The organism is Haloarchaeobius caseinilyticus, from assembly GCF_051207395.1.
GTDB lineage: Archaea > Halobacteriota > Halobacteria > Halobacteriales > Natrialbaceae > Haloarchaeobius.
Genome location: NZ_JBPJZC010000003.1, coordinates 43905 through 70613 on the forward strand (window position 1 = coordinate 43905; position 26709 = coordinate 70613).

26 protein-coding genes are annotated in these 26709 nt (G+C 63.9%); 15 read left to right on the top strand and 11 right to left on the bottom strand.

Annotated features, from left to right (window positions below):
- Nucleotides 1–17 precede the first annotated feature (17 nt).
- Both ACSC1P_RS12850 and ACSC1P_RS12855 read right to left on the bottom strand, forming a co-directional pair.
- Nucleotides 18–1088: an ABC transporter ATP-binding protein gene (locus ACSC1P_RS12850; RefSeq protein ID WP_435360585.1), complete on the bottom strand. Its 1071-nt coding sequence runs from the start codon at nt 1086–1088 to the stop codon at nt 18–20.
- Nucleotides 1085–2701 carry an ABC transporter permease gene (locus ACSC1P_RS12855; RefSeq protein WP_435360586.1) on the bottom strand — a complete coding sequence of 539 codons (1617 nt, stop codon included), beginning with the start codon at nt 2699–2701 and terminating at the stop codon, nt 1085–1087. Before ACSC1P_RS12855 ends, ACSC1P_RS12850 begins: the two co-directional genes overlap by 4 nt.
- Nucleotides 2702–2961: 260 nt before the next feature.
- Between ACSC1P_RS12855 and ACSC1P_RS12860 the strand changes: the two genes are divergently transcribed.
- On the top strand, nt 2962–3975 hold the full coding sequence (locus ACSC1P_RS12860; protein WP_435360587.1) for an ABC transporter permease: 1014 nt from the start codon (nt 2962–2964) through the stop codon (nt 3973–3975).
- A 32-nt stretch (nt 3976–4007) separates the two neighbouring features.
- Here ACSC1P_RS12860 and hpt read toward each other — a convergent pair whose 3' ends face one another.
- The 3 genes from hpt to ACSC1P_RS12875 all read right to left on the bottom strand — a co-directional run bounded on the left by hpt (nt 4008) and on the right by ACSC1P_RS12875 (nt 5763).
- Nucleotides 4008–4577, bottom strand: coding sequence for a hypoxanthine/guanine phosphoribosyltransferase (hpt, locus tag ACSC1P_RS12865; protein WP_435360588.1), 570 nt, complete (start codon nt 4575–4577; stop codon nt 4008–4010).
- A gap of 75 nt (nt 4578–4652) precedes the next feature.
- The gene (locus ACSC1P_RS12870; protein WP_435360589.1) at nt 4653–5117 is read right to left on the bottom strand and encodes an archaellin/type IV pilin N-terminal domain-containing protein; all 465 of its coding nucleotides are present in this window, start codon (nt 5115–5117) and stop codon (nt 4653–4655) included.
- 79 nt (nt 5118–5196) lie between these two features.
- Entirely contained in the window at nt 5197–5763 is a 567-nt protein-coding gene (locus ACSC1P_RS12875) for a DUF7344 domain-containing protein (RefSeq protein ID WP_435360590.1), read from the bottom strand.
- Between the two features lie 456 nt (nt 5764–6219).
- Here ACSC1P_RS12875 and mbhE point away from each other — a divergent pair, with 456 nt between their 5' ends.
- The 10 genes from mbhE to ACSC1P_RS12925 all read left to right on the top strand — a co-directional run bounded on the left by mbhE (nt 6220) and on the right by ACSC1P_RS12925 (nt 14697).
- Nucleotides 6220–8796 (top strand): hydrogen gas-evolving membrane-bound hydrogenase subunit E, encoded by a 2577-nt coding sequence (mbhE, locus tag ACSC1P_RS12880; RefSeq protein ID WP_435360591.1) that lies wholly within the window; start codon nt 6220–6222, stop codon nt 8794–8796.
- Entirely contained in the window at nt 8793–9314 is a 522-nt protein-coding gene (locus ACSC1P_RS12885) for an MnhB domain-containing protein (RefSeq protein WP_435360592.1), read from the top strand. Before mbhE ends, ACSC1P_RS12885 begins: the two co-directional genes overlap by 4 nt.
- The gene (locus ACSC1P_RS12890; protein WP_435360593.1) at nt 9311–9667 is read left to right on the top strand and encodes a sodium:proton antiporter; all 357 of its coding nucleotides are present in this window, start codon (nt 9311–9313) and stop codon (nt 9665–9667) included. Before ACSC1P_RS12885 ends, ACSC1P_RS12890 begins: the two co-directional genes overlap by 4 nt.
- Nucleotides 9660–11303: a complex I subunit 5 family protein gene (locus ACSC1P_RS12895; protein ID WP_435360594.1), complete on the top strand. Its 1644-nt coding sequence runs from the start codon at nt 9660–9662 to the stop codon at nt 11301–11303. Before ACSC1P_RS12890 ends, ACSC1P_RS12895 begins: the two co-directional genes overlap by 8 nt.
- Nucleotides 11304–11410: 107 nt before the next feature.
- Nucleotides 11411–12013 carry a Na+/H+ antiporter subunit E gene (locus ACSC1P_RS12900; protein WP_435361505.1) on the top strand — a complete coding sequence of 201 codons (603 nt, stop codon included), beginning with the start codon at nt 11411–11413 and terminating at the stop codon, nt 12011–12013.
- The gene (locus ACSC1P_RS12905) at nt 12006–12302 is read left to right on the top strand and encodes an MrpF/PhaF family protein (protein WP_435360595.1); all 297 of its coding nucleotides are present in this window, start codon (nt 12006–12008) and stop codon (nt 12300–12302) included. Before ACSC1P_RS12900 ends, ACSC1P_RS12905 begins: the two co-directional genes overlap by 8 nt.
- Complete coding sequence (gene mnhG / locus ACSC1P_RS12910) at nt 12302–12691, top strand: monovalent cation/H(+) antiporter subunit G (protein ID WP_435360596.1); 390 nt, start codon at nt 12302–12304, stop codon at nt 12689–12691. Before ACSC1P_RS12905 ends, mnhG begins: the two co-directional genes overlap by 1 nt.
- A gap of 71 nt (nt 12692–12762) precedes the next feature.
- Nucleotides 12763–13269 (top strand): cupin domain-containing protein, encoded by a 507-nt coding sequence (locus ACSC1P_RS12915; RefSeq protein ID WP_435360597.1) that lies wholly within the window; start codon nt 12763–12765, stop codon nt 13267–13269.
- Between the two features lie 69 nt (nt 13270–13338).
- A complete protein-coding gene (locus ACSC1P_RS12920; RefSeq protein WP_435360598.1) occupies nt 13339–14151 on the top strand; it encodes a hypothetical protein in 813 nt (270 codons plus the stop codon).
- 18 nt (nt 14152–14169) lie between these two features.
- Nucleotides 14170–14697 (top strand): hypothetical protein, encoded by a 528-nt coding sequence (locus ACSC1P_RS12925; RefSeq protein ID WP_435360599.1) that lies wholly within the window; start codon nt 14170–14172, stop codon nt 14695–14697.
- A gap of 38 nt (nt 14698–14735) precedes the next feature.
- On the opposite strand, the gene ACSC1P_RS12930 is transcribed toward ACSC1P_RS12925, so the two are convergent.
- The 4 genes from ACSC1P_RS12930 to ACSC1P_RS12945 all read right to left on the bottom strand — a co-directional run bounded on the left by ACSC1P_RS12930 (nt 14736) and on the right by ACSC1P_RS12945 (nt 19572).
- Complete coding sequence (locus tag ACSC1P_RS12930; protein WP_435360600.1) at nt 14736–15797, bottom strand: zinc-dependent alcohol dehydrogenase family protein; 1062 nt, start codon at nt 15795–15797, stop codon at nt 14736–14738.
- 197 nt (nt 15798–15994) lie between these two features.
- On the bottom strand, nt 15995–17188 hold the full coding sequence (coaBC, locus tag ACSC1P_RS12935; RefSeq protein WP_435361506.1) for a bifunctional phosphopantothenoylcysteine decarboxylase/phosphopantothenate--cysteine ligase CoaBC: 1194 nt from the start codon (nt 17186–17188) through the stop codon (nt 15995–15997).
- Between the two features lie 453 nt (nt 17189–17641).
- Nucleotides 17642–18382, bottom strand: coding sequence for an NAD(P)/FAD-dependent oxidoreductase (locus tag ACSC1P_RS12940; protein ID WP_435360601.1), 741 nt, complete (start codon nt 18380–18382; stop codon nt 17642–17644).
- 47 nt (nt 18383–18429) lie between these two features.
- On the bottom strand, nt 18430–19572 hold the full coding sequence (locus tag ACSC1P_RS12945) for a COG1361 family protein (RefSeq protein WP_435360602.1): 1143 nt from the start codon (nt 19570–19572) through the stop codon (nt 18430–18432).
- Nucleotides 19573–19722: 150 nt separating this feature from the next.
- Here ACSC1P_RS12945 and ACSC1P_RS12950 point away from each other — a divergent pair, with 150 nt between their 5' ends.
- From ACSC1P_RS12950 to ACSC1P_RS12965, 4 genes are all read left to right on the top strand, one after another.
- Complete coding sequence (locus tag ACSC1P_RS12950; protein WP_435360603.1) at nt 19723–20247, top strand: SRPBCC family protein; 525 nt, start codon at nt 19723–19725, stop codon at nt 20245–20247.
- Nucleotides 20248–20341: 94 nt separating this feature from the next.
- On the top strand, nt 20342–21679 hold the full coding sequence (gene trkA / locus ACSC1P_RS12955; RefSeq protein WP_435360604.1) for a Trk system potassium transporter TrkA: 1338 nt from the start codon (nt 20342–20344) through the stop codon (nt 21677–21679).
- Nucleotides 21676–23298 carry a TrkH family potassium uptake protein gene (locus ACSC1P_RS12960; protein ID WP_435360605.1) on the top strand — a complete coding sequence of 541 codons (1623 nt, stop codon included), beginning with the start codon at nt 21676–21678 and terminating at the stop codon, nt 23296–23298. The genes trkA and ACSC1P_RS12960 overlap by 4 nt, the downstream gene beginning before the upstream one ends.
- An 81-nt stretch (nt 23299–23379) precedes the next feature.
- A complete protein-coding gene (locus ACSC1P_RS12965; RefSeq protein WP_435360606.1) occupies nt 23380–24270 on the top strand; it encodes an alpha/beta fold hydrolase in 891 nt (296 codons plus the stop codon).
- A gap of 21 nt (nt 24271–24291) precedes the next feature.
- Here ACSC1P_RS12965 and ACSC1P_RS12970 read toward each other — a convergent pair whose 3' ends face one another.
- Nucleotides 24292–24429 (bottom strand): hypothetical protein, encoded by a 138-nt coding sequence (locus tag ACSC1P_RS12970; protein WP_435360607.1) that lies wholly within the window; start codon nt 24427–24429, stop codon nt 24292–24294.
- 365 nt (nt 24430–24794) lie between these two features.
- A complete protein-coding gene (locus ACSC1P_RS12975; RefSeq protein WP_435360608.1) occupies nt 24795–26597 on the bottom strand; it encodes an alkaline phosphatase D family protein in 1803 nt (600 codons plus the stop codon).
- Nucleotides 26598–26709 lie beyond the last annotated feature (112 nt).

Genomic DNA, 26709 nt, shown 5'->3' on the forward strand with positions numbered 1-26709 from the left:
GCTCGATTTGTCACTGCTCATCGCGAGGCACCTCCATCGGTCCGCGCCTCGCCATCACTGCCCGCGTCGTCGCTCGCGCCTGTTGCAGGCGACTGGCGAACCGTGTCGGCGTCGTAGCCGGCTTGGTAGTAGACGCAGGACGCCCGGTGCGTGTCGCTCTCGTCACCGACGGGCACCATCGATGGTTGGTCGCCCGTGCGACAAGCGTCGACCGCGTGCTGACAGCGGTCGGCGAACCGACAGCCAGCGGGCGGACTCTTCGCGTCCGGCAGCGACCCGGAGATACCCTCGGCCCCACCGCGGCGACCGGGCAGACACTCCAGCAGCGCCTGTGTGTACGGGTGCGACGGGTTCTCGAACACCTCGAACACGTCACCAGTCTCCATCACTTTGCCCGCGTACATCACGACGACCCGGTCGGCCACCTCCGCGACGACGCCGAGGTCGTGCGTGATGAGCAGCATCGCCATCCCGTACTCGTCCTGCAAATCGCGCAACAGCCGGAGTATCTGGGCCTGAATCGTCACGTCGAGTGCCGTGGTCGGCTCGTCCGCGATGAGCAGGTCCGGGCTGGCCGCGATGGCCATGGCGATGACGATGCGCTGTTTCTGTCCGCCGGAGAACTCGTGCGGGTAGTCGTCGAATCGTTCGCCAGCTTTCGGAATCCCGACGCGGTGGAGCAGGTCGACGGCGCGCTCTCTCGCGTCCTGTTTGGACACGTCTTCGTGTAGACGAATCGCCTCGCGAATTTGGCGACCGACCGTGTACACTGGGTTCAACGACCCCTGCGGGTTCTGGAACACGTGGCCGATTCGGCCGCCGCGAATCTCGCGCAGTCGCTTCTTCGGGAGTGAGAGCAGGTCCTCGTCCTCGAAGGAGACGCGGTCGGCAGAAACACTGCCCGGCGGTTCACGGACGAGTTTCGTGATGGACTCGCTCGTGACGGTCTTGCCGGAGCCGGACTCGCCGACGATACACACTGTCTCACCGCGGTCGACGTCGAACGAGACGCCATCGACCGCGTGTACGGTGCCGCTATCCGTGTCGAACTGGACGGACAGGTCTCTCACTTCGAGTAGGGACATCATGAATCACCTCGTGGGTCGAGTACGTCGCGCAGCGCGTCACCCAGCACGCTGAACGAGAGCACGGTGACGGCGAGGACGACGACCGGTTCGGTCGACATCCACCAGCCGTCGGGCAGGTAGTCGAGCGAGATGTTGATGGTCTCGCCCCAGCTGACGTTCATAATCTTGTTCAGGTTCAAGAACGCGATGGCGGTCTCGGCCAGAATCAACTGCGGAATCTGGCGCGTCACCGCGGTCAGTACCGTGTTCGACACGTTGGGCAGGACGTGTCGAACCATGATGCCCAGGTGGCTGGCACCAGCACTCTCTGCGGCGGTGATGAAGTCCTCTTCGCGACGCTGGATGACTTCCGAGCGAACGAGGCGGGCCGCGCCACCCCACGAGAGCAGGCCGAAGACGACGGCGAGGACGAACAGACTCCGTCCGAACACGTGGACGGCGATCATGTACACCACGATTGCCGGCACGGTCTGTTGCACGTCGACGTACGCCATCAGCGTGTCGTCGACGACACCACCGACGTAGCCCGTTATCGTCCCGACGAGCGTCGCCAGCGGGACGATGAGCATCGACGAGATGAGCGCGACTTGTAAGGCGACGCGCATCCCGTCGAACAGGAGCTGTATCATCCCCTTCCCCCAGCGGTTCGTCCCGAGCGGGTAGTCCCACGTGCCGTAACAGCCGCCACCGGGGGCGGCCGCGGACGCTGGGCACGACGTCGAGACGACACCGGTCGCCACCGGGTCGAACCTGAGGAACCCGTAGAGGACGAACTGGACGAGCGCGAACCCGAGCAGGAACACCGCCCCGAAGCCGGCGAGGACGACCCCGCTGGCCCGAAGCGTCTCCCGGTCGAGCGACTGCTCGCTTCGCAGGAACCATCGGCCAGTGTAGGCGACGCCGACGAGCAAGCTGATACCGGCAGCGACCAGCAGGCTTCCCACCGAGGTGAGCGCGAACACGACGCTCAGTGGCGTGAACACGGTGAGGGTGCAGAGCCCGAGACGACCGAACGCGCCAGAAACCGGCGTGAACGCGGACAGTTCCCGTACGCGGTCGAACCGAGCGAGCAGCGTCCACGTCGCCAGCGCGGTCAGGCCGACGAGGACGAGGAGGGTGAACAGGTCGATACGCCCCATGGGAGTGGCGAACGACACTGGCGGTTTCGACGTATGCTGAACACTCGTGTCGGGTGACCCTACGACGATGGTCCCGACGACCCCGAAGACGAAGAAACAGACCAGATAGCCGAGTGCGAACGTCGCCGACTTGTTGTTCGTGAGTTTCGCGAAGTACCGAGCCGTCCGTTCGCGGTCGGCCGCGAGCGGGTACAGCACGAAGAAGCCGAAGACGAGCAGCGACAGGGCAAACAGCCAATCGATGCCGCGAACGTCCCACGTAAACGGCTGAGACAAGCCTTCTGCCAGTCCAACGTTGGAGAACAGTGGCTCCGGCGCGACGACGAAGTAATCGTACGCCGCGAGACAGATGATACCCAACAGACAGACGAGAAAGAGTGCGCTCCGTCGCGTCAGCCACCCACCGGACGGCTCTACCTCGTCCCAGTCGATGGTCTCGAAGCCAGCGGGTTCGTTCACGCTACCTGCTGCCATCGACCCACCCATACTGCGATTCAGTTCCGAACCCACACTGCATAGCTGCTCAACACGACAGGCTAGATAGGTTTAAAACCACCAGTTGCTCAAACAGAGACTGTACATACGAACTCGCCGCAGTCGTTCGGTTTTTCCGATTCTCGGGCGATTCTCCGCACACTTTATTACTGTAGCTCTGGCAACCAGAGACGAATGGGTGCTGTTCGACTCGCTGCTGGCCGACGTTCGCTCGACTCACGTGGTGGGTTCCCGTGAGCATGAAGTGGAAACTCCTCCGACGTACCGTCTTCGCCGTCTTCTCGGCGTACCTCGTCATGAGCGTCGCCTTCGGCGTCATCGCGTTCACGAACGACCCGAACGTTGGCGCCGTCGCGTTCAACGCCGCGAGTAGCGGCGGCGACGTGTCCGAAGCCATCGAGTCCTACCGGTCGGCGCGCAATTTGAACGACCCGATTACGGAACGCTGGCTGAACTGGATGGTCGGTATCTCGACCGGCGACTGGGGCATCTCGTACACGACCGGCGAACCAGTCTTGGACGTCATCGGGGACCGCCTCGAACTGACGCTCGGCTACCTCGTCCCGTCCGTCATCATCGCCGCGGTGTTCGGCATCAGCTTCGGGCTGTTCGCCGCATTCCGCCAACACACCTTCAGCGACCGGTTGGTGACGACCGTCGCCTACCTCGGCCTCGGCGTCCCGAACTTCTGGCTCGCGTTCATCCTCATCGACGCCATCGTCAACCAGCACAACGTCGTCGGCTTCCCGTACCCCATCGCCGCCAGCGAACTGTACCACCTCGGCTTCACCCTCCACTGGGGCCTCGTCCCCGGGCCAGAACTCACGACGACACAGAAGTACTACGTCCTCCCGATTGCGACGCTCACCACCGCACTGCTCGCCGGGCAACTGCGCTACGCTCGCGCAGAGTCGCTCGAATACATCGACACCGAGTTCGTGAAAATCGCCCGTGCGAAAGGTGCCGGGCCGATTCGTGTCGCCAGACACGTCCTTCGAAACGCCGCCATCCCGCTGCTCTCGCTGTTCTTCACGGACATGCTCAGCGTGATGGTCCTCAACGTGTTCGTCATCGAGTCCATCTTCAGCATCGAGGGCTTCGCCAGTCTGATGCTCTCGGCCGTGTCCAACCGCGACATGCCGCTAATCCTCGGCTGTACGATGCTCGTCGCCTTCGTCGGGATTATCGGCAACTTCGTCCAGGATATCGCCTACACGCTGTTAGACCCACGGGTGGGTAGCGACGCGGAGTGACGAAACGGAAAATTCGACTCGAACCGACTCGCTCAGTCGTCGCCGCGCTCGTCGACGATGACGACTTCGCCGTCGACCACGTCGACGTTGATGAGCGTCTTTACGTGGTACGGCGACTCTTCGACCTTGTTCTCGCCGCCGACCTTCTTGATGACTGCGACGGAGTCGACGACCTCGGCACCGATGTCGTCGAGCGCGCTGAGAACCGCCGCGAGCGTGCCACCGGTCGAGAGCACGTCGTCGAGGACGATGACGCGGTCGCCCTCGTGCACGTCGTTGATGTACATCTCGTTCTCGGAGTAGCCGGTCTGCTGCGAGAGCGAGACCTCGCCGTCCAGCCCGTACTGACGCTTGCGGATGACCGTCAGCGGGATGTCCGTCATGAGCGAGACGGCCGTCGAGATGTGGATACCCATCGCGGCCGGTGTGACGATTTTGTCGACGTCTTCCAGCTCTGCTTTGCGGATGATGCGGATGACGATTTCGCGGAGCAGGCTGGGGTCTAACTGCGGAACCCCGTCGCTGATGGGATGGACGAAGTAGTGATAGCCGTTCTTCTCGATGATTGGCGCGTCGAGGAGGGACTCCTTCAGTTGGTCCATGTCGTAGGTGGTACCAACCAGCCAATGAAGGTGACGATTGTCGCTACCGCCGGTTGTCTCTCGTGGCCCGCCCGGTCAGGCGACGCCGCGCTGGCTGAGAATCGTGGACTGTCCGCCTTTGCTCCAGATGACCTGGACGACTTGACCGGCGGTGATGCTGTCAGTGCTATCTTCCCGTATCTCCAGCACCGCACCTGCAGTCACTGTTCCAGACCAGTCGTTCGTACCATCGGTGAAGTCAGTCCCACTGACGGACCCGGCTTCGTACGCCGCCGTTCCGCCGATATTGACCGTCAATCGTTCTGCATCGACCGAATCACCGCCCGTGTGCGAGAGTTCGACGTAGTCAGACCCGTTCGTCCCAACCGACATGTTGTACTCGACGACCATGTTGGGCGAGGCTTCGGTCACCTGTGACCCGATATCGAGGACGAACGCGCCAATCGCTGCCGAGAGAACGACCGTCACCGCCACCATCAGCACGACGCCGATGACCGGCGAGAGGGCGTCGTCGTCCGTGAAGAGGGCCCGAAGTTGCATCTGGTCGGAGTAAGAATCACTGCCGTATAAACAATCTGGCCGCCCGGACAGTCACCATCGGTGACGTGTCTCGTCCCGGCTACTCGATTTCGAGTTCGGGCGGGATTTCGAGGTCGCCCAGTCGCATGTTCTGCTCGTAGTAGATGTGGACCGCGGAGGAGACGGTGAACGCGAGCGAGATGAGCATTCCCCACGCGATGTCCGGCATCATCGTGAACGGGTAGACGCCGAACCAGACTGCGGTACATAGTGCTGCGCTCACTGCGCCGAGCGAGAGGTAGTACTCCCGCCACGGCAGTTCGCTCCCGGGGACGATTTCCAGATAGATGGAGAGGTCGCGTGTGCGCGCAGTCGGTTGAATCAGTCCTTCGTCCGAGTCGTAGCGGATGATGTTCGCTTCCGACATGCGCGGGAGGTGTGTCTGCTGGAGCGTCGTGTAGACGCGCTTTCGCTGTTCCGAAGTGACATCGTCGCACGGTGTCCGGTACTCCCACGCGGCCACCTGGGTCGCGAGGCTGCCGAGGTCGACCGGTTCGTCTCGGCGCTTCAAGTACTGGAGGACGAATCGTCGTCGCTGGTTCCGGAGCACATCGAAGATTTCGCCCTTCGACAGCCCACCGTCGGTGGCGATTCGTTGATTACTCATGTTCACCCCGTGCAACCGATTCCCTTCGGTCCCATCGGTCGTCACAGCCGCGGTGCATTCACCCTATCGTCCATCGGCGGCCCACATAACGTTTCGTACTGTCACTGAGCGGTGATTTTCAACGAACGAACGTTCGGAGTCGCCGGCTGAGGCGTCGAGGAGGAAGATACCTACCGTTTCGGGGCAAAATCCCACGAGATGTTTCCCTCGATAGACGATTACGTCCGTCGACAGTTCCGCGGGTGCACCGCACCTTCGAGAGGAGCTCGAAAGTGTAAATTTCCGTCGATGACCGAGCGACCGAATCGTAGCTCCCCCGTCGGCGTCGACCTACCGGCCGGAACCGGTCGGTACGGTATGAGTGTTCTCCTCGGCTGGCTGAACAGAGTCGAGAGCGCCGCTCGCCCGCCGGTTTGAGAAGAACTAAGTCCGGTTCCTCGTTGGTTCCGACTAGCTATGACACCGGACCTGACGGTCCTCCTCGCCCTCGTTGGACTGCCGTTTCTGGGCGCGGCGGCCGTCCCATTCGTCTATCGTGTCCTCGGTGAGCGGACGGCGTACTTCGCGGCTACCGTCGCGCTCGCGTGTCTGGGACTCGTCTCCCAGTTGTACGGCACACACGGGGCAGTAGGGATAGAGTGGATTCCGACGCTCGGGGTACAGTTACAGTTCTACGTCGACGGGTTGGCGCTGCTCATCGCCACGTTGGCGAGCGGCGTCGGCGTGATGATTCTCACCTACTCCGGTGGGTACATGCACGGCGAACCTGGCCAGCCGAAGTACTACGCCACGCTGCTGGCGTTCATGGGGTCGATGCTGGGCGTCGCGCTCGCGTCGGACCTCATCTCGCTGTTCCTCTTCTGGGAGTTGACGAGTCTGACTTCGTTCTTGCTCATCGGGCACTACACCGACGAGGCGTCCTCGCAGTACGCCGCGCGCAAGTCGATGCTCATCACGGTCGCGGGTGGCCTGTTCATGCTGGTCGGTTTCATCGTGTTGCACACCGTGAGCGTCGACGCGCTCGGCAGCGCGACGTGGTCACTCTACGGCGGTGAGAACGCGATGCTCGGCAGCGCAGCGAACGCCGAAGCGATGCGCACCACGATGGAGGAAAAGGGCGTCTTCGTCCTCGCGCTCGCACTCGTCGGCATCGGCGCGGCGGCCAAGTCCGCGCAGGTTCCACTGCACGTCTGGCTGCCGAACGCGATGGAAGCACCCACGCCGGTTTCTGCGTTCCTCCACTCCGCGACGATGGTCAAGGCGGGTGTCTACCTCGTCGGCCGGATGCGACCCCTGTTCCTGCCCGAAGGCGCACACCCCGGCAGTCTGGAAGCGTGGTCGATGCTGTTCGTCGCGCTCGGTCTCCTGACGATGACTGTCACGGCTATCCTCGCCGTCGCCGCGACGGACATCAAGGAGTTGCTCGCGTACTCGACGGCGTCACACCTCGGACTCATCGTCGCCGGCTTCGGCTTCGCCGGACACTACGGCGCGGAGACTGGCGGCTTCCACATCCTGAACCACGCGCTGTTCAAGGCGACGCTGTTCCTCGTCGCCGGGATAATCGCACACGAAGCGGGGACACGCAAGATTTCGGAACTCGGCGGCTTGCGCGAAGACCTGCCCATCACGGCGGTCATCGCCACCATCGCCGGTCTCGGGATGGCCGGCGTCCCGCCGTTCAACGGCTTCTACTCGAAGGAGTTCCTCTTCCACGCGGCGTGGCTGACCGGGTCGAACGCGGGCGGCATCTACTGGCTCGTCCCGGCCGTCGCCGTGTTCGGGAGCATATTCACGTTCCTCTATTCCATCCGGTTCGTGATGCTGTTCTTCGGGAAGAAGCCCGAGGAACTGGGCCACGTCCACTCGCCGCCAAAGGCGATGTTGATTCCGCCCGCGATTCTGGCGTCACTGGCCGCGTTCATCGGCCTCGTCGGCATCACGGAGACGTTCCACGTCTACTTCAAGCCGCTCGACGACTTCATGACCGCGGTCGTCCATTCGGCCGAACCGCTCGGGGTAGAGACCGAGACGTTCCACTACCACCTGCCGACCGAGTTGACGGCGTGGGCCGGGATGAGCGCGCTCACCATCGCGCTCGGCCTCCTCGCCTACCCACAGTACGACCGGCTGCACCACGGCATTCGGTCGATACTTCGCGGCCCTGTCCGTGCGAACTGGTGGTACGACAACGCCACCGAGGGCCTGAACCCGTTCAGTGACTCGGTTCGTGGAGAAGTCCAGAACGGGCTGCTTCGGACCTACGCGACGTGGACCATCGGCGGCTTCGCAGCCCTCGCCACGCTCGGCTACGTCGCTGCGGGCGCGACCCCACCGCTGCCGGATTCACTCGGGGCGCTACTCCCGCTGGCGCTCGTCGTCAGCATGCTCGTCCTCGCGGCCGTCGTCTTCAGCAACGCCTCGCTGAAGGTGTCGGCCGGAATCGGTGGCGCGGTCGCCGTCGGACTGGTCGCGCTGTTCGTGTGGGGCGTCGCCGTGCAGGGCGCGAACCTCGCCACGTCGGTGCCGGTCGTCCTCGTCCTCTCGCTGGCGGTCGTCAGTGCGCTCGCAGTCGGGCGCGCGCCGTCGCACATCGCGGGCGTGCTCACGCTATCGATTCTCGGGTTCATGGTGGCGATATTCTTCATCCTCGCCAACGCACCCGACCTCGCACTGACCCAGCTCGTCGTCGAGACGCTCGTGCTGGTCATCTTCCTGCTCGTCCTCGACAAACTGCCGGCGTTCTACGGCAAGTGGAACCGGCAGCGCCTGGTCAAGGACGGGGCGCTGTCGCTGGTCGTCGGTGCGGTCGTGTTCGTCACGGTGCTCGTCACGACGCAGCACCAGCCGGACACCATCGCCAGCGCGCTCGCCGAAGCGTCCTACCCGGCCGCGGGTGGGAACAACATCGTCAACGTCATCTTGGTCGACTTCCGCGCTTTCGATACGATGGGAGAGATAGCCGTCGTCTCGATGGCCGCACTGTCCGTCGTCACTCTCGTTGCGATGCGCGAACGAGGTGAGACGCAGTGAGCTACTCGGACGACACGACCGTCATCTCGCGGACGGTGGCACGCATCGTCGTGCCCATCATCCTCGTCTCGGCGGTCGCCCTGTTGCTTCAAGGGCACAACTTGCCCGGTGGCGGCTTCATCGCGGGCGTCCTCACAGCCGCCGCGTTCGCGCTCGTCTACGTCATCTTCGGGCTCGACTACCTGCAGGAGACAGTGTTCGAACGCGACGTCGAGCCGTCACCCGGCATCGACCGGCCGGCCATCGTCACGGACTTCCGGACGATGTACGCGGTCGGCCTGCTCGTCGCCGTCCTCGGTGGCATCGGTGCCATCGCCTACGGCGACGCGTTCCTGAACCAGACCGACGACACGCTCGGCGGGGACTTCCTCGGCCTCGGGCCGATTAGCGAGTTCCTCTTCGGCGAGGGTGGCCTGTTCGCCATCCACTGGGCGACCGCGTTCGTCTTCGACATCGGCGTGTACTTCGTGGTCGTCGGTGGCCTCCTCACGATTCTCTCGGTGGTGGGTGGCGAATGACCGAATTCGTCCTCGCGACCGTTCTCGGCCTACTGTTCGCGCTCGGGACGTTCCTCGTCCTGCGGCGCGACGTGGTCCGCGTCGTCTGGGGGGTCAGCATCATTTCGCAGACGGCGAACGTCTACCTCATCACGATGGGCGTGATGCAGGGGTCTGTCCCTGTCCTCGGTCATCACGGCGAGGGTGCTGCGAGCGTCACCGACCCGCTGGTGCAGGCGCTGGTCCTGACGGCCATCGTCATCGGGTTCGGGACGACCGCGTTCGCGCTCGTGCTGACCTTCCGGGTGTACGAAGAACACGGGACGATCGACCTGTTCCAGCTGTCTCCCGGAGGTGATTCCGACGATGTCTGAATACCCAATCGCCGTCATCGCACCGGTACTGGTGCCACTCGTGACGGCCATCCTCGCGCTCGTCGCACACCGTTCCACGCGGCTCCAGAAAGCCATCAGTCTGCTCGGTGGTGTCGGCTACGTCGCCGCAGTCGCGTATCTGTACCAGCAGGTAAAAGCCGCCGATGGGAACATCCTGACCTACCAGTTGTCGAACTGGAGCGCCCCGTTCGGCATCTCGCTGATTGCGGACGACCTCGCAGTGTTCATGCTGGCACTGGCGGCCGTGGTCTCGCTGGCCGCACTCGTCTTCTCGTTCCTCTACGTCGACGAAGACGGGCAGCGAATCTCGTACCACCCGCTGTACCACTTCATGCTGGTCGGCGTCACGGGGTCGTTCCTCACCGGCGACATCTTCAACCTGTTCGTCTGGTTCGAGGTGATGCTCATGTCGAGTTACGTCCTCGTCGTGTTCTACTCCGGGCCGGAACAGACTCGGGCCGCGCTCCAGTACGTGGTGCTCAACCTCGTCGGGAGCGCGCTGATGCTGCTCGCAATCGGTGGCCTGTACGCGACGACGGGGACGCTCAACATGGCCGACCTCGCTCGTCGGCTGGGCGACCCAGCCGCGTTCGGCATCCAGAGCATCGCGCCGGTACTCGGCCTGTCGGCCATCCTGTTCGTCGTCTTCGCCCTGAAAGCGGGTATCGTCCCGTTCCAGTGGTGGGTGCCCGCGGCGTACCGCGCCGCACCCGCACCCGTTGCTGCTGTCCTCGCGGGCGTCGTGAAGAAGGTCGGTATATACGCCATCATCAGGCTGTACTTCACTGTGTTCGCCAACGCGAGCACAGGCGACCTCGCGCTGTCGCTGCCCGGCCTCTCGGGTGACTCGATGCTCGCGTTCTTCGGACCGGTCCTGTTCGTGATGGGCGCGGCGAGCATCCTACTGGGCGGTATCGGCGCGGTCAACCGGCCGGACATCGAGGGCCTACTCGCCTACTCCAGTATCGGACAGGTCGGGTTCATCGTCCTCCCGCTCGGCTTCGCCGCGCTCGGCGTCGCCGGCGGACTCGGCGCGCCCGAACCGTTCGGCACGCTCGCCGTCCTCGGGCTGACCGCCGCGCTGGTGTACTCGCTGAACCACGCACTCGCCAAGGGTGCGCTGTTCCTCATCAGCGGAACAGTCCGCACCGCAGTCGGCTCTACCGAGTTCGATAGACTCGGTGGGATGGCTGGGCGACTCCCGTACCTCTCGGCAGCGTTCTTCATCGCAGGGCTCGGCCTCGTCGGGATTCCGCCGCTGCTCGGCTTCTTCGGGAAGTTCCTCGTCTTCGACGCGGCGGTGAACGCCGGGTCTGGACTCGGCGTCGCGCTCGCACTGGCGGGGGCCATCCTCACCATCGCGTACTTCACGCGGGCGTGGAACCGCGGCTTCTGGGGGACCTCCTCCGAAGCCGTCGACGTGGCCTCACGGCCGACCGCACAGGTCGGCGTCGTGCTCGTCCTCGCGCTCTCGGTCGTCGCAGTCGGCGTCGCGTTCGACCCGGTCGTGCAGGCAGCCATCGACGCTGCACAGGCGGCCATCGACACGGACGCCTACATCGATGCAGTCGGCCTGCACGACAGCATCGTCAGCGGCTCTGGAGGTGGTCACTGATGAGCGATATCGAGTCTGAGACCGTCGAGAACGACGCTGAGGCCGTCGCGGCGACCGACGACGCCGACGAGTATCAGCAGGACGCTGTCGGCGCGGGACCGCGAAAGATGGTCTCCATCGGCGTCGCACTGGCCGTCATCTGGGTGTTCGTTCGCGGTGTCCACTTCATCGACGAGCCGATGATCGCCGTCGGGGAGTTCGTCCTCGGCCTGTTCGTGGGCATCCCGACCGCGTACGTCTTCCGGCGGTTCTACTCGCCGACCTACGGCGTGCGTCGAAGCCTCCGCATCATCCCACCGACGCTGGCGTACATCGGCCTGTTCCTGTGGGAACTCCTCACGGCGAACTACGACGTGGCGAAACGCGTGCTCTCACCGAGTATGCCCATCAACCCGGTAGTCGTCGAGGTCCCGCTGCGCGTCGAGAAGCCCGTCGCAATCACCACCATCGCGAACTCGATTACGCTGACACCAGGCACGCTCACTATGGACTACGACGAAGACAGAAACGCGCTGTACGTCCACGCCATCGCGGCCGAGGACTACGAATCGCTCGTCGAACCAGTCAGGCGCTGGGAGGACTACGCGCTCGCCATCTTCGACGAGCGCGTCGAACCCGGCGCACCGGTGCCCGAACTCGACAATCCGGTCGAGGGAGCACAGACCGTCGAAGAAGACGGTGCGGAGAGTGGAGGTGAGACCGATGAGTGAGGCAGCAGCCGCCCCGTTCTGGTTCACCCTGATACTCGACCTCGGCCTCGTCGTCGCCAGCGTGGTCACGCTGCTGTGCGCCTACCGTGTCATTCGCGGCCCGACGACGCCAGACCGCGTGGTCGCACTCGACACTATCGGCACGAACGTCGTCGCCATCGCAGTGCTCTGGGCCATCATCCAGCAGAAAGGGCTGTTCATCGACGTGAGCCTCGTGTTGGCCATCATCGGCTTCATCAGCACTATCGCGGTCGCTCGCTACGTCACCGAAGGAGACATCATCGAATAATGGCACTCGCAGAAACCATCCAGTACGCGGTCGTCGCGGCGCTCGTCCTCGTGGGCAGTTTCTTCCTGCTCGTCGGGACCATCGGACTCATCCGGCTCCCCACGGTGTACAACCGGATGCACGCTACCAGCAAGGCGACCACGCTCGGCGCGGCGTCGATGTTCCTCGCCGGGTTCGTCTACTTCGACTTCCAGGGCGTCGGCCTCGAATCGCTGGTCGGCATCCTGTTCTTGTTCCTCACCGCGCCGACCGGGGCACACATGATCTCCCGGTCGGCCCGGAAGATGGGGGTCGACTTCGTCGAAGAAGTGGAGTGGCCGGTGTCCGGCGCGGGCATCGACACGCGCGAACCGGGGCGCGACGAGTCGGCGCAGGCTGGCGACGACTGACGCGCCTACTCGTCCCACCCCGGCCCAACTTACAAGTTCCCGCTGGCGTTTCACGCCGATATGGTCGACCGATGAAGAAAGTCACAGTCGCAGACATCGACCCGCAAGCACCGCCAGACGACGCAATTCCGGACGGGGCCATGGCGAACTCCGTTGGTGGTGCCAGCGTCCTCACCGACTCGCTCGGCACGACTGGGCTGTCCATCAATCACTACACACTCGCCCCGGACGAGAGTTTCACCGTCTCACCACACCGGCACAGCACGCAGGAGGAACTGTTCTACGTACTCTCCGGAACGGTACGCTTCGAGACAGATGCTGGCGACACGACCGTCGAGTCGGGCAAAGTCGTCCGCATCCCGCCGGGCACGTTCCAACTCGGGACGAACGAGAGCGACCAGCAGGCCACCGCGCTCGCACTCGGTGCGCCCCGGGACTACGAGGACGACACGGAGTGGCTCGTCGAGTGCGACGACTGCGGTGAGCAGACGGTCCACATCTTCGGCGACGCCGACGAACCGGGCGAGTACGTGTACACCTGTACCGAGTGCGACGGCGAGACGTTCCGCGTCGTGTAGGTCGCTCAGAGAGACCGCACCCCCATTTCGTACTCGTATTTTTACACGTTGCGTGCGAACAGTCTCGGTATGGCTGCTGGTCTCTCCACTACGGCGACGCTCGCCATCGGCGCGGTCGGCGGGGTCGCCTACCTCACACTCGTCGCCCTCACGATGGACAGGGTCTATCCCGAGTGGCACCCACGCCGCTGGCTTCCCTCATCGGACACGGATATTCGCGGGACGGTCTACATTCTCGGTGGGCTGTGGCTCACGGGCGCGCTCGCCGTCGTCCTGCTCGCGGGCTTCGGTGTGATTCTCCCAGTCGGCTTGCTCGTCGCTGAGTACCTCGTCTTCGTTACCGACCCGCAACTCGGTGAGTCGTACGGGCCACCGAGTGTCATGTTCTGGCCCCTCTACGTCGCCTTGTTTCTCGTGTTCACCGCCGTCGAGTACGGGTCGCTACTGCTGGTCAGTGGTGGTCCCGCACTCGCCGTCATCGCCCGACACGTGGTGGTCGGACTGTCGTTCGCGGCACTCGTCGGTGTCGGATTGTACGCATACCTGCCCGTGTGGCGAGTCGTCCCGATTTCGTGGTCGCTCCCCGTGCTGGTAGAGAACGACGGCGACGAAGCACACGAGGTCGAGGTGAGCGTCGTCGACACGACCGATGATTCTGTCGTCTATAGCGTAACCCACACGGTCGAGGCGAACGACTCACTCCGACTGGAGGACGCCATCACCCGGCTGGGCCGGTACCGAATCGTCGGGACGCTTCCAGACGGGTCAACCGACGAGTACGTCTTCGAACCGAGGCGGCGCGCTGGTGTCGTCGGCGTCATCGTCTGGGTCGATGGTGAACTGGGCCACTTCAGGGTAATCGGTCAAGGCAGTGGGCCGTGAGTTATGGGACACGCAACGATGCGCACCCCCACAGTATCCGTCGCTGGCGATTCGCTTCCTGCCGAGCTACAGGTCGGCGTCACCGTCGAGGTAGTCGAACAGTGCAGCGAGCAGTCGCCGGCCAGACTGGAGATTCGCGTCGTGAACGAGGGCGACGAGACGCGACGGTTCGAGTTCGACCACATCGAACCGTTCACCGCGATGGGAGACGGCGAACCTGGTGACCACCTCGTGCACGTCGTCCCAGACCCCGATGACGAGAACTCGCGAGCCGACTACTACGAACAGTTTCTTCCGGAGCGGCCGGTCGATGGCTGCTGGCGATTGCAGCGGCTATACGCCAGACCGCTCACCCAGATTGCCGCTCGCCTCACCCCAAACGACGCCGTGTCGAGGACCTATCTCGTGGTTGCCGACCCGTCGGCCGAGGACTGCCTTCCGAGTGGGACCTACCGGTTCGACGTAGATTCACACGTGAGAGAGCCAGACGCAGACGAATCCCGAGCGTATTCGTGGGGATTCGACCTGACGCTCGAGGACGAGTGACGGGTCAGGTACCACGAAAAAAGTCCCGTGGGAGTCGATCAGAACTCGGTGCAGACCGGAATTCCCATCGTCTCGTAGTCGCTCATCGACGCGAGCGTGTCCGGCACCTCGTCGAGCGAGATGGTCTCAGAGACCAGCTTCTGCGGGTCGATTTTGCCGGTCTTTATCATATCGAGCATCTCGGGGTAGCGCGATGGCTGCAGGCCGAGCGAGCCCCGGAAGTCGATTTCCTTCGCGACGAACTCGTCCGTCGGGAGCGGAACCTTGCCTTCCTCTTCCGACGTGGTCAGCCCGATTTGGACGTGTCTGCCGCCCTTGGCCAGCGAGTTCACCGCGTTCAGACAGGTCGTCTCGATACCGAGCGCGTCGACCGAACAGTCGGCACCGCCGTCGGTCATGTCCCGCACTTCCTTCGCCGGGTCGTCGACGTCTTTGGCGTTGATGGTCTCGACCGCGCCGAGTTCTTCCGCCTTCTTCAGTTTCTCGTCGAACAGGTCGACGCCGATGACGTTTGCCCCGAGTGCATCGGCGATGTGGACGGCCGAGAGGCCGATACCGCCCAGTCCGTGGACGACGACGTCTTCGCCGTTGCCCACGTCGCCCCGGTGGGCCATCCCGTGGTAGGAGGTCATGAACCGGCAGCCGATACCGGCGGCGGTGTCCGGGTCGACTTCCTTCGGGAGTGGCACCGCGTTGATGTCGGCGTTCGGGACGTGGACCTCCTCGGCGAAGGCTCCCGGAGCTTCGTTCATGAAGCCGAGGCCGACGTGGTTCTCGCAGATGTTCTCGTGGCCGTTCCGACAGAGGTCACAGCGGCCACAGGCGAAGTTGAACGGAATCGCGATGTGGTCCCCTTCGGAGACGGTCTCGACGTTCTCCCCGACCTCGACGACTGTGCCACAGGGTTCGTGCCCGAGGACGTGTGGCGGGTCGGGCCGGTAGCCGAACCAGTCCCAATCGCCCTGCCAACAGTGCCAGTCACTCCGACAGACCCCACAGCCGTTGACCGAGGCGACGATTCCGTGTGGTTCCGGCTCCGGACGGTCGACGTCCTGAACGGTGAGCGGTTCCTGAAACGCTTCTAGTACGACGGCTCTCATTGCGTGTCATTGTCTAGAGCCAAAACATATGTAACTATTGTCCACTAAGTTCTCAAAAACCGCAACACATCGGCACTATCTTACCTATCAAGGTGACTGTTTAAACGACGAAAAGCCGGTCAGACTCTCGCATAGAATAAACTCACAGTTGATGGCATTTTTCTGAGTAAATTCGCTCCTACGTCAGCCCCTCAGCGTCACTGCAGCGTCGCCGCCATCGCTCGTGCGACTTCCATCCCGAGCGACACCTTCGTCCCCGAGTACGCGGTGAACGCGCTCTCGTGGACCAGCAACGCCCGGGTCTCGTCGCTGCCCATCACACTCGCGTCGTTTGCAACGACGAAGGCCAGTCCGGCACGAGAAAGCGTCTTCCGCGCGGCCTCGACCATCGCCTCGTCGTCGCCGCTCGTCTCGGTCTTGAAGCCGACGATGCGCAGGTCCGGATACTCCTCGCGCACGCTGTCGATGAGTTTCGGCGTCGGCGAGAGCGAGAGTGTCAACTCGTCCTGTCCCGAACGAATCTTCTCGTCGGCAGCGTCGACCGTGTAGTCGCTGATGGCCGCGACGGAGACCAGCGCGTCAGCTTCGGCACAGGCGTCGAGCGTCGCGTCGAGCATCTCGCTCGCGGACTCGACTTCCACGAGGTCGGCGTAAGTGACTTCGGTGTCAGTGTCGGCACCGGAGAGATTTCGCGGGCCGACTGTCGCGTGAACCAGCGTCACGTTCGCCCCAAGGACGAAGGCGGCACGAGCGACAGCCCGACCCATCTTCCCCGACGAGCGGTTGGTCAGCAGGCGAACCGGGTCGACCGACTCGGCCGTGGCTCCACTGGTGACGACGACCTCTTTCCCGACAAGCGGTGCGTCACCGGTCGCGCGGGCCACCGCGAGCGCGATGGCGTCCTCGGTCGCTATCTTCGCTTTCTCCTCTTCGACGCGCGGATCGACGAACTCGATGCCCCACGATTCGAGTTTCTCGATGCTTTCGAGCACGCCCGGATGGTCGTACATCGGTTCGTGCATCGCCGGGGCGACGACGACCGGCAGTCCGGCCCCGATAGCCGTCGTCGCGCAGGTCGTCACCGGCGTGTCGTCGACCACGTTGGCGATTTTCCCGACCGTGTTGGCAGTCGCCGGGGCGACGAGGAGCACGTCGGCCCACTCGTCGCGGCCACAGAGCGCGACGTGTTCTACCTTCCCCGTAATCTCCGTGACGACCTCGTTGTCCGTGGCGAACTCCACCGCCCACGGGTGGAGGATTCCCTGCGCGCTGCCCGTCATCACTGCCCGCACGTTCGCCCCGCGCCGGCGCAACTCGTGAGCCAACTCGACCGTCTTCACGGCCGCGATGGAGCCCGTCACGCCGAGGGCGACGTTCACCCCGTCGAGCATGGTCATGCCCCGGGCTTCGTGGGCATGGGTTACGGGTGTGTCGGTCCAAATTGTCTCTATGCCCAGAAGATTAAAGCCGATTGTACACAATCCGTGATAGTATGGCACTCACCACGTTACTGTCTCGCTTTGGGTTCGTCGTGGGAGTTCTGGCACTCGCGGCTCTCTCGAAACTACCCAATAACAGCCGATTCGTAAGCAACCTCACGAACCGGAACAGTCAGCAGAAGAATCGCCTTTCGGTGGCAGGCTTCACCCTCCAACGGCACGACAACGGGACTCTCACGGTTCAGCACGACAGCTATTGAAGTGTCGACTTGTCACAGTCGGTAATACAACTATCGACGCTCGAATTTGACTACAAGTCCACGATTTCTACGGACTATCACGAAGTACCCTCAAATAGTAGTAAAACTCTCGATAAAGGCAGACGAGCCTACAACATTGCGACAGCTATTCCTCTTCGTCGTCGAGATCCACGCTCGGATGCATCCGTGGCTCGTCGTCCAGCGGTTCAGTGTAGGCGAACATCGCGTCTCTGGCTGCTTCGTCACGGGCGAGTCGTTCCTCGTCGTCGATTTCCTCACAGCCTGGTGGCACGTCGCGGTCGCGCCCGGTGAAGTAGCCCTCTGGGGCCACCCAGTCGTGGTAGAAGTTCTCGTCGGAATCGTGGACGATGGTTACACCGACCGTCGCGCCGTGGCCCGCACAGACGATTGCCTGGTGGTACTGGTCGGCGAGTCGGCCCGCGGCGTAGATGCCGTCGACGTTCGTTCGACCGACCTCGTCGACGAACACGTACGTCTTCGATCCACGCTTTTCCGTGTTCACACCGGTTCCCTCGAGGTACGAGGCGTCCGACCACGAGGCCGCGACGACGCGCCCGGTCGTCAACTCGTCCGACTCGTCGACGGTCACGACGAAGCCGTCGTCGCCGTCGCTCGCGGTGACATCTGTGACACGGCCGTCGAGGAACGTCGCACCGGCTTCCTCGGCCTGCGCCAGCGTCTGCTGGTGGAACCGACGGGCGTCGACGCCCTTCGGGAAGCCCGGGAAGTTCTCTAAACTCGCGTTGCGATACAGAATCGGCTCGCCGTCGTTGACGACGAGCGTGTCGAGGCCCGCGCGAGCGGTGAAGATTGCAGTCGAGAGACCAGCGACCCCACCACCCACGATACAGACGTCGTGGTCCATATCGATACCTTCGACGATGGCGATACAAAAGCCGTTTGCTCCCCGCGTCAGCGCAGTCGTCGGGCGACGAGCGTCCCCAGACACCCGAACGCGAACAGACTGTACAGGTTATCGAAACTCTGCATCGTGGGCTGTTCGACCGGCGTCCCGACCGAGTCGAGGAACGACAGTAGCTGCACGCCGCCGCGCTGGTCGTTGGCCGTCTGTGTCGCCCCAGTCTGTGCCGCCGATGTGGGCTGTTCAGCACCGGTCGCCGTCGACGGCTGTGCAGTTTTCGCAGCGGCCGCATCGGACTGCTGCTCGGTAGCGGTCTCGTCACTGTCGACTTCGTCGGACATTGCAGCGTCTTCTTCGTTCGTCCCGTCCCCATCACCGGTGCTCTCGCCCTCGTCGTTCGGGTCCTTGCCAGCGTTCTCCCGAGAATCGGGTTCATCGTCTGTCGCCCCGTCAGCGCTCTCGTTCCCATCGTCGCCGCCAGCGTTCAGCCCCGAATCATCTTCGCTCTCGTCGATATGGTCGTCGCCGCTATCGCCGGAGTCGCCGATGTCCGTCGAGTCCTCATCGTCGGTATCGTCGCCTCCGCTATCACGCTCACCGTCTTCCCCTCCAGCACCGCCCTCGCCGCCCGCACCACCGCTGTCGCTACCATCCTCACTATCGCGTCCGTTTCCATCGTCGTCGCCGACATCGTGTCCTTCGACAGTAATCGTCGCCTCGGTGACGGCCTGATTGCGAGCGCGGTCACCGACGAACGCGGCGACAGTCAATTCGCCTGCTTGCGCGTCTTCGGGTACGTGCAGCGTCACGCTCGGTGAGACGGATTCACCGGGGTCGAGCGGGTCGTCGGCCCACTGCCACCGGATGCCTTTGTCCGCGAACTGCCCGTCGTCGTCGGTGTGGCTCACGACCGACCACTGGACCGGTTCTCGTGCGCCGGCGCGCCGGAGTGAGGTCTCGACGAGGACGCCCTCAGCCGCAGTCGTCCCGCCGTTTTCGGCGGTGACCGTGATGGTCACGTCGCCCCCCGGGGAGACGGTGCCGCCGGTCACCGAAACGTCGAATTCGACGCCGGCCGTCGCCGTCGACTGGGTCGAACCGTCGACCACTGCACCGGCCACTGGGGCAATGGCGACAACGGTGAGGACGGCGACGAGAAGAACCGACTCGGCGAGTGTTTTGTATTTTCTCATCTATTTCTAAAATTGTGCGAACAGAACAGTAATTAATCTTCCTGTCGTCTGTTTCGATGTGAATTTTAGACCAGTACTCCCGTCTCGAACACCAACACAGCAGACCATTTCCACGGAAAGGCTTACGTCCGAACTGCGAGAAAGCGGGGTGTGGAACGAGTAGAGGTCACGACGGTCATCTACCTGCCGCCCGAGGAGGTCTACGAGTTCTTACTCGACTTCCCGCGCTACGCACGCTACTCAGAGTACTTGAAGGACGTGACGCAGTACGGCGACGGCGAGCCGGGGACGAGGTACGACCTCCACTTCGCGTGGTGGAAGCTCACCTACACGGCACGGTCGGAGGTGACCGCGGTCGACCCGCCGCACACCATCGACTGGAAGATCGTCAAGGACATCGACGCGACCGGACTGTGGGAGGTACAGCCAGCCCCCGAGGAAGCCCCCGACGAGGAGACCACTGCTTCCCGTGTCCGGTTTCTCGTCCAGTACGACGCCGACTCGGCACACACCGGCAACATCGACATTCCGCGATTCGTCTCGCTCTCCTGGGTCGTCGAGAAGGTCAAGCCGAAGATCAAGAAGGAAGCGAAACGCATCGTCGAGCGTGTCGTCGCCGACCTCGAAGGGAACCGACGCGCCGTCGACCTCGAAATCTCGACGGGTGCGGCGTGAACCGCGGGTGGAGCCGCGGAGGCACTGCCGACCGAATAACAACTCTCTTGACCGCAGCCTGTCAACCCGTTTTTGATACACGGGTCCATCTCGTATGCGCGTAATCGTCATCGGAGCCGGGGAAGTCGGGTCGAACATCGCTGCCAGTCTCTCCGAGTCGCACGAGGTGGTCGTCGTCGACATGGACGGCGACCGCGTCGAGCGACTCACGTACGAACTGGACGTATTGCCCATCGAGGGCGACGGCACGTCCCTCCAGACGTTGCGGGAGGCAGGCATCGAAGAGACTGACATGGTCATCGCCAGTACCGACCGCGACGAAGCGAACATCGTCGCGTGTTCGACGGCGAAGACCTGTGGCGACCCGTTCACCATCGCTCGGGTGAAGAAGCCGGACTTCTTGCACACGTGGGAGGGTTCCGAAGGTGCCTTCGGCGTCGACTTCATGGTCTGTACCGACCTCCTCGCCGCCCAGTCGGTCGTCAGAATCGCTGGCCTCCCCGGCGCGCAGGACGTGGACTCCTTCGCGGAAGGACGCGTCAGGATGGCCCAGTTCGAGATTACCGAAGACTCGACTGTGGCGAACCAGACGGTCCAGAACGCAGACCGCTGGGAGTCGCTCACGTTCGCGGCCATCATCCGGAACGGCGACGTGACCATCCCGCGTGGGGAGACGGTCATCGAACCGGGCGACCAGGTTGTCGTCATCGGCAGTCCCGAGAGCGTCCGGAAGTTCGCCACGTCGCTCTCGCCCTCGCCGATGCTCAACTCGGTCGACGAGGTGTTCATCATCGGTGGGAGTGAAATCGGCTATCAGGTCGCTCGACTGTTCGAGGCCCGCGGTCTCACACCGCGCGTAATCGAGCGAGACCCCGAGCGGGCGCGCGAACTCGCGGAGAACCTTCCCGGCAGCATCGTCCTGGAGAACGACGCGACGAACATGGAGTTCCTCATCGACGAGCACATGTCGGACGCCGACCTCGTCGTCGCCGCGCTCGAATCCGACGAGAAGAACCTGCTCGTCTCGCTGCTGGCGAAACGCCTCGGTGGAAACCGGACCGTCGCCATCGTCGAGAACGGCAGCTACGTCGAACTGTTCGAAGCAGTGGGTGTCGACGTGGCGGTGAACCCGCGCGAGGTGACCGCAGAAGAGATAACCCGGTTCACTCGCGCGGAACACACCGAGAACGTCGCCATCATCGAATCCGACCGGGCGGAGGTGCTGGAGATAGAGATAGACGAAGAGAGCATGCTCGCCGACCGGTCGATTCGGGACGTGGTCGGTGAGCTTCCCCGTGGTGTCGTCATCGGCGCGATAACCCGCGGCGACGACCTCATCACGCCCCGCGGAAACACGGTCGTCCAGCCCGGCGACCACATCGTCGTCTTCCTCGACGCGACTGTCCTCGACGACGTAGCCCCCAAGCTATGAAACTGAAAGTCGAGTGGCGTGCGAGCCTGAGCCTCGTCGGAAGAGTAGTCAAGTACCTGACTGTCGCCTTCATCGTCCCAATCCTTACCGGGTTCATCTACGGCGACGCGTTCGTTCCGTACATCCTGCCCTTCTTCGTCGCCGCGGGTGTCGCCATCGTGCTCGGGACGGCGATGGAACGACTGGACCCAGACCCCGATTTGCGGGCGCGCGAAGGCTTCCTGATGGTCGCACTGACGTGGCTGTTCGTCTCGCTCGTCGGGACGATTCCGTACTTGCTGGAAGGGCTCACCTTTCAGGACGGCCAGTTCGTCTACCTGACGACCTCGTCGCTCCACAACCCGTGGAACGCCCTGTTCGAGACGATGAGCGGGTTCACGACGACCGGGGCGACCGTGATGGGCGACATCTCATTCGAGACGCACTCGCGGGCGTTGATGATGTGGCGACAGCAGACGCAGTGGCTCGGCGGCATGGGTATCGTCGTCCTCGCGGTCGCTATCCTGCCCGAACTCTCGGTCGGTGGCGCGCAGTTGATGGACGCCGAAGCGCCCGGGCCGGGCATCGAGAAGCTCACCCCGCGAATCGCCGAGACGGCCCGCGCGCTGTGGGTCATCTACGCGGGCATCACCGTGCTGGAGATGGTGCTGCTCTACGGCCTGAACGTCGCCGGCATGGCTCCGAACATGACGCCGTACAACGCCATCGCCCACGGGTTCACGACGATGGCGACCGGTGGGTTCTCGCCGGAGGCCCGCTCCATCGAGGCGTTCTCCGCGGCGGTCCAGTGGCTCATCATCCCGTTCATGGCCGCGGCAGGGACCAACTTCGCGCTGTTCTGGCACCTTTCGACCGGTGACTGGCGCACGCTGGTCGAGGATGCGGAGTTCCGCTTCTACGCCGCACTCCTCGGGGCGCTCTCGCTGATTCTCGCACTGTTCCTCTACCTCGACCCCGGACTGTCGAACGCCGCCGAGACCAGTCTGTACGACGGCGTGAACCCGACGTTCATCGGCTACACGTTCCCCGTCACGGGCGACATCGAGTCGTCGCTTCGACACGCCGTGTTCCAAGTCGTCTCGCTCGTCACGACGACTGGGTACGCCAGCATGGACTTCAACGCGTGGGGCGGCCCGGCGCAGTACGCCCTCGTCATCGCGATGTTCATCGGTGGGTCGGCCGGGTCGACCGGTGGGGCCATCAAGATCATTCGCTGGCTGGTCATCCTGAAGTCGGTCAAGCGAGAACTGTTCTCGACGGTCCACCCGAACGCGGTTCGCCCGGTCCGCCTCGCCGGTCGGCCGATCGACGAGCGCGCGCTGCGTGGCATCTACACGTTCACGCTGCTGTACCTCTCATTGTTCTTCCTCTCGACGCTCGTGTTGATGCTCGACGCCTCGTTGTTCGGCCCGGAAGGCCTGACAGCCATCGAGGCGATGACGGCCGTCGCCGCGACGCTCGGGAACATCGGGCCGGGACTCGACCTCGTCGGGCCGATGAACAGCTACATCGACTTCACGCCGCAGGCGAAGGTGTTCATGGTCGCGCTGATGTGGATCGGCAGGCTGGAGATATTCCCGGTGTTGGTGCTGCTGACGAACGCTTACTGGCGGTCGTGAGCGAAATCCGACGCTGGAATCACGGCGACGTTCACATCGGCCCTCCGATACTTTTTCACCCAGGAAGTCGTCGCGTCACGTATGGACGAAGTCCCCGCCTCTCCCTCCTCCGCCCACTTCGAGGCACCACCTCGGACCACGACGCTCCCCGACGGCCGGACCCTCGCGTTCCGGGAGTTCGGTGACCCCGCTGGACGACCGCTGTTCGTCTTCCACGGCTTGCCGGGGTCCAGACTGTTCGGCGCGTACTTCGCCGACGCCGCGGCTGAAGCAGGCGTCCGAATCGTCGCGCCCGAGCGACCCGGCTTCGGCCAGTCGTCTCCAGACCCAGGCCGCGGACTGACCGACTGGTCCGCGGACGTCGCCGACCTCGCGGCCCACCTCGACATCGACGAGTTCGCCGTCTGTGGATTCTCCGGCGGCGGTCCGTACGCCCTCGCCTGCGCCGCACACTGTGACCGAGTCGACCGCGTCGCCGTCGTCGCCGGGATGGCCCCACCCGGCGCGGCCGTCGACCGGGCACCGCTCTTTCGCCTGCTCGGCTTCCTGTCCCGGCGCGCGCCGTGGCTGCTCGGGCCACTGTACCGGGTTCAGGTGTGGTCGACAAAACGTGGCGACCCTGCACAGGCACTCTCGTACGTCACCGACCGGCCCATCGACGGCACGCCGGTCTGGGGCGAGCACACCGTCGAAGACGTGTTCTACGAAGAGTTCTTGACCGCGTTCGAGCGTGGCACGGCCGGCGCAGTTAGCGACAGCACGGTCACGGCGACGCCGTGGGGCGTAGTCTTCTCGGACATCGACGTCCCGGTTCGCTGCTGGTACGGCACCGCCGACGAGAACGTCTCAATCGACACCGCGGACTGGGCGGCGCGTGCGCTGCCGGATGCGGAAATCACGCGCGTCGAGGGCGCAGACCACCTCGCGACGCTCGTCGAGACGAGAGAAGCCGTCTGTTCGTGGTGTCAGTAGAAAGGGTGTCGGCGTCGGCGTTCAGCCGAGGAAGACGAACAGCGCGTACGGGACGACGAACAGCAGCACCGTCATCACGACGAGCAACAGCGTGTAGCCGCCGAACGCGCCGCCCACTGCGCGCCAGGTCGGGTGGTCGGTGTCGATAGGGAGTTCCATGTGCTGGTGAACTTTCGCAGGGTGCTTAGTTTCACCGGTCGGTATCGTTCTCGGCTATCGGATGGTGGGTGACTGGTCTCGTAGTTGTACGGTTTGGAACTACGAGGACGGGATGTTGTGAAGACGGCGACGTGACTACTGCCTACGGAACACGACCGCACCGCGCCTCCCCCTCTCGTCCACAGCCTCCCCATCCGATTCCGGTACTCGCATCACTCCGTTCTGCTGCGTTCCTCATCCCTCGCGCGATTTCTGCTCGCGGTCTCGCATTGCGAGGCGACTGCGTCGCCTCGTGCTCGACACGCTCGCCAGCGCGCGCCAAACGGAAAGTCGGTTATCGACGAACCCAGAAAATCGGCTCTCGTCTATCGGTACTCGTCGGTCACGTCCTCCAGTTGCACCTCGCCTTCGGGACAGCGAAGCGCGACGACGACCTCGCGCGGGGAATCGGACGAGTTCACCGATTTGTCGACACTGTAGCCGACGTAGGTGCAGTCGTCTTCGGTGAACGTCACCGTCGAGTAGCCCCAGTGGTGGCTGTCGAAGAACTCGATGTGGGGGTTCCACGCCGTGATGGCTCCACGGAGCAGTTTTTCGGTCGGCTTGGCCCACGGTCCGCGGGTCGCGCCGACGGCTTCGGCGACGTTCAGGCTGGTCATCGCGGGCGTCATGAACTCGACGCCGATTCGCTTCGACTCGTCGACCGGGCCAGCGAGTCGGCTGTCGATGGGACCGCGGTACTCCGTCTGCTGGTAGCCCGCGATGTAGCAGTGCATGTCGCCCGTGATGGTGACGAAGTTCTCCACGTCGCGGGCGGCCAGCGCGTTCATCAGGTACTGACGCTCACGTCGGTAGCCGTCCCAGCCCCCCTGCACCGGGTAGAGTGTGGTGGGGCCAGCACCGACTTTGAACGGAATCGTCAGCACCTCGTCGGACCAGACGGTCCACGTGGTCCGAGCGTCGGCGCGCTCGACTGTGTCGAGGAACCACCGGAGTTGGTCCTGCCCGAGCATGGTCCGCTCGGTGGGCTCTCGCTCCGGCGCCGTCGCGCGCTCGGTCGGGAGGAGCAGGTCACGCTCATCGGTCCGGAACAGGCGCTCGTCGGTCATCACGAGCGAGACGAGGTCGCCGAAGCGTACCTGTCGCCACAGGCGGAACCGGTCCTGTAGGCTCGTTGCGGCCGGGTCGTACTCGATGCGTGCCGGCATGTACTCCCACCACGCGTGCATCGCGTCGGCCGCGAGACGCGTCATGTACTCGGGGTCGTCCCCGCGCGGGTGGTCGGCCGTCGGTGCGTCGACCTCGTAGTCCCAGCAGATGTCGTTCGCGATCTCGTGGTCGTCCCACGCGGGAATGAGGGTGTGGCGCTCCAGCGCGCGCTGGAGGAACTCGTCTGACTTGTACAGTCGATAGAGGTAGCGGTAGTCTTCGAGGCCGTCGACCCGGCTGTGCCCGCTGGGGAGGTCCTTCTCCCGGCCGGGGTACTCGGGCGCGAACCGGCTCTTGAAGTGGCCGTCGTCTGACTCGTAGATGAAGTCGCCGACGTGAACCACGAAATCCACGTCCTCTTCGGCGACGTAGTTGTACGCCGGGTAGTAGCCGTTGAGGTAGTTCTGGCAGGTCAGGACGACGAAGGATATCTCCTCGGGTGAGTCGTCGTGTGCGGGGAGCGTGCGACAGCGCCCGACCCGGCTCGCGGTCGTCCCGTAGACGAATCGGTAGAAGTAGTCCGAGCCAGAATCGAGGACGCCGTCGAGGTCGACTTTGACCGTGTAGTCGTGGCCCGCGATAGCGTCGCTGTCGTCGAGGATGCCCCGGTGGACCACGTCGTCGAAGTCCTCGTCCTCGGCCACCTCGACCGCGAGCGGGAGTTCCGCCTCGAACACCTCGGGGGCGATGCGAGTCCAGAGGATGACACCACTCGTCGTCGGCCCGCCACTGGCGATTGACTGTGGGAACGTCTCGTCCGGGTCTGCGTCGGGGTCGAACTCGAAAACTGTGGGGTCGTCCGGCTGCTTCGGGTCCCTGGCGAATGCGAGGTCGTGCCGGGACAGGAGTGACACCAGTTCGGTGTGGTCGCCCGCGTCGGTGAACCGACCACCGTCAGTCGCCTCGTCGGTCACGTCCCCGTCCCCATCTGCTCGCCCAGACTGCTCCTCGTCGCTCATCTGGCACCTCGTTATCGGCCGGGGGAGTTGAACCTGTCGCGCGTCGAGCGAGGCGGCCACGCCGCCTCGAAGCGAACGGGGAACCCGTGAGCAGTACCCGACTTTCCGTCTG

Bases quoted from the DNA above. Each gene is read 5' to 3' on its own strand.
- ACSC1P_RS12870 (WP_435360589.1), bottom strand. From the start codon at position 5,117: ATGCAACTTCGGGCCCTCTTCACGGACGACGACGCCCTCTCGCCGGTC.
- trkA (WP_435360604.1), top strand. From the start codon at position 20,342: ATGCGCGTAATCGTCATCGGAGCCGGGGAAGTCGGGTCGAACATCGCT.
- ACSC1P_RS12930 (WP_435360600.1), bottom strand. From the start codon at position 15,797: ATGAGAGCCGTCGTACTAGAAGCGTTTCAGGAACCGCTCACCGTTCAG.
- ACSC1P_RS12900 (WP_435361505.1), top strand. From the start codon at position 11,411: ATGGTCTCCATCGGCGTCGCACTGGCCGTCATCTGGGTGTTCGTTCGC.
- ACSC1P_RS12890 (WP_435360593.1), top strand. From the start codon at position 9,311: ATGACCGAATTCGTCCTCGCGACCGTTCTCGGCCTACTGTTCGCGCTC.
- ACSC1P_RS12975 (WP_435360608.1), bottom strand. From the start codon at position 26,597: ATGAGCGACGAGGAGCAGTCTGGGCGAGCAGATGGGGACGGGGACGTG.
- coaBC (WP_435361506.1), bottom strand. From the start codon at position 17,188: ATGCTCGACGGGGTGAACGTCGCCCTCGGCGTGACGGGCTCCATCGCG.
- ACSC1P_RS12895 (WP_435360594.1), top strand. From the start codon at position 9,660: ATGTCTGAATACCCAATCGCCGTCATCGCACCGGTACTGGTGCCACTC.
- ACSC1P_RS12855 (WP_435360586.1), bottom strand. From the start codon at position 2,701: ATGGCAGCAGGTAGCGTGAACGAACCCGCTGGCTTCGAGACCATCGAC.
- ACSC1P_RS12850 (WP_435360585.1), bottom strand. From the start codon at position 1,088: ATGATGTCCCTACTCGAAGTGAGAGACCTGTCCGTCCAGTTCGACACG.
- ACSC1P_RS12925 (WP_435360599.1), top strand. From the start codon at position 14,170: ATGCGCACCCCCACAGTATCCGTCGCTGGCGATTCGCTTCCTGCCGAG.
- ACSC1P_RS12945 (WP_435360602.1), bottom strand. From the start codon at position 19,572: ATGAGAAAATACAAAACACTCGCCGAGTCGGTTCTTCTCGTCGCCGTC.
- ACSC1P_RS12905 (WP_435360595.1), top strand. From the start codon at position 12,006: ATGAGTGAGGCAGCAGCCGCCCCGTTCTGGTTCACCCTGATACTCGAC.
- ACSC1P_RS12965 (WP_435360606.1), top strand. From the start codon at position 23,380: ATGGACGAAGTCCCCGCCTCTCCCTCCTCCGCCCACTTCGAGGCACCA.
- ACSC1P_RS12915 (WP_435360597.1), top strand. From the start codon at position 12,763: ATGAAGAAAGTCACAGTCGCAGACATCGACCCGCAAGCACCGCCAGAC.
- ACSC1P_RS12920 (WP_435360598.1), top strand. From the start codon at position 13,339: ATGGCTGCTGGTCTCTCCACTACGGCGACGCTCGCCATCGGCGCGGTC.
- ACSC1P_RS12940 (WP_435360601.1), bottom strand. From the start codon at position 18,382: ATGGACCACGACGTCTGTATCGTGGGTGGTGGGGTCGCTGGTCTCTCG.
- ACSC1P_RS12970 (WP_435360607.1), bottom strand. From the start codon at position 24,429: ATGGAACTCCCTATCGACACCGACCACCCGACCTGGCGCGCAGTGGGC.
- ACSC1P_RS12875 (WP_435360590.1), bottom strand. From the start codon at position 5,763: ATGAGTAATCAACGAATCGCCACCGACGGTGGGCTGTCGAAGGGCGAA.
- ACSC1P_RS12960 (WP_435360605.1), top strand. From the start codon at position 21,676: ATGAAACTGAAAGTCGAGTGGCGTGCGAGCCTGAGCCTCGTCGGAAGA.
- mnhG (WP_435360596.1), top strand. From the start codon at position 12,302: ATGGCACTCGCAGAAACCATCCAGTACGCGGTCGTCGCGGCGCTCGTC.
- mbhE (WP_435360591.1), top strand. From the start codon at position 6,220: ATGACACCGGACCTGACGGTCCTCCTCGCCCTCGTTGGACTGCCGTTT.
- hpt (WP_435360588.1), bottom strand. From the start codon at position 4,577: ATGGACCAACTGAAGGAGTCCCTCCTCGACGCGCCAATCATCGAGAAG.
- ACSC1P_RS12860 (WP_435360587.1), top strand. From the start codon at position 2,962: ATGAAGTGGAAACTCCTCCGACGTACCGTCTTCGCCGTCTTCTCGGCG.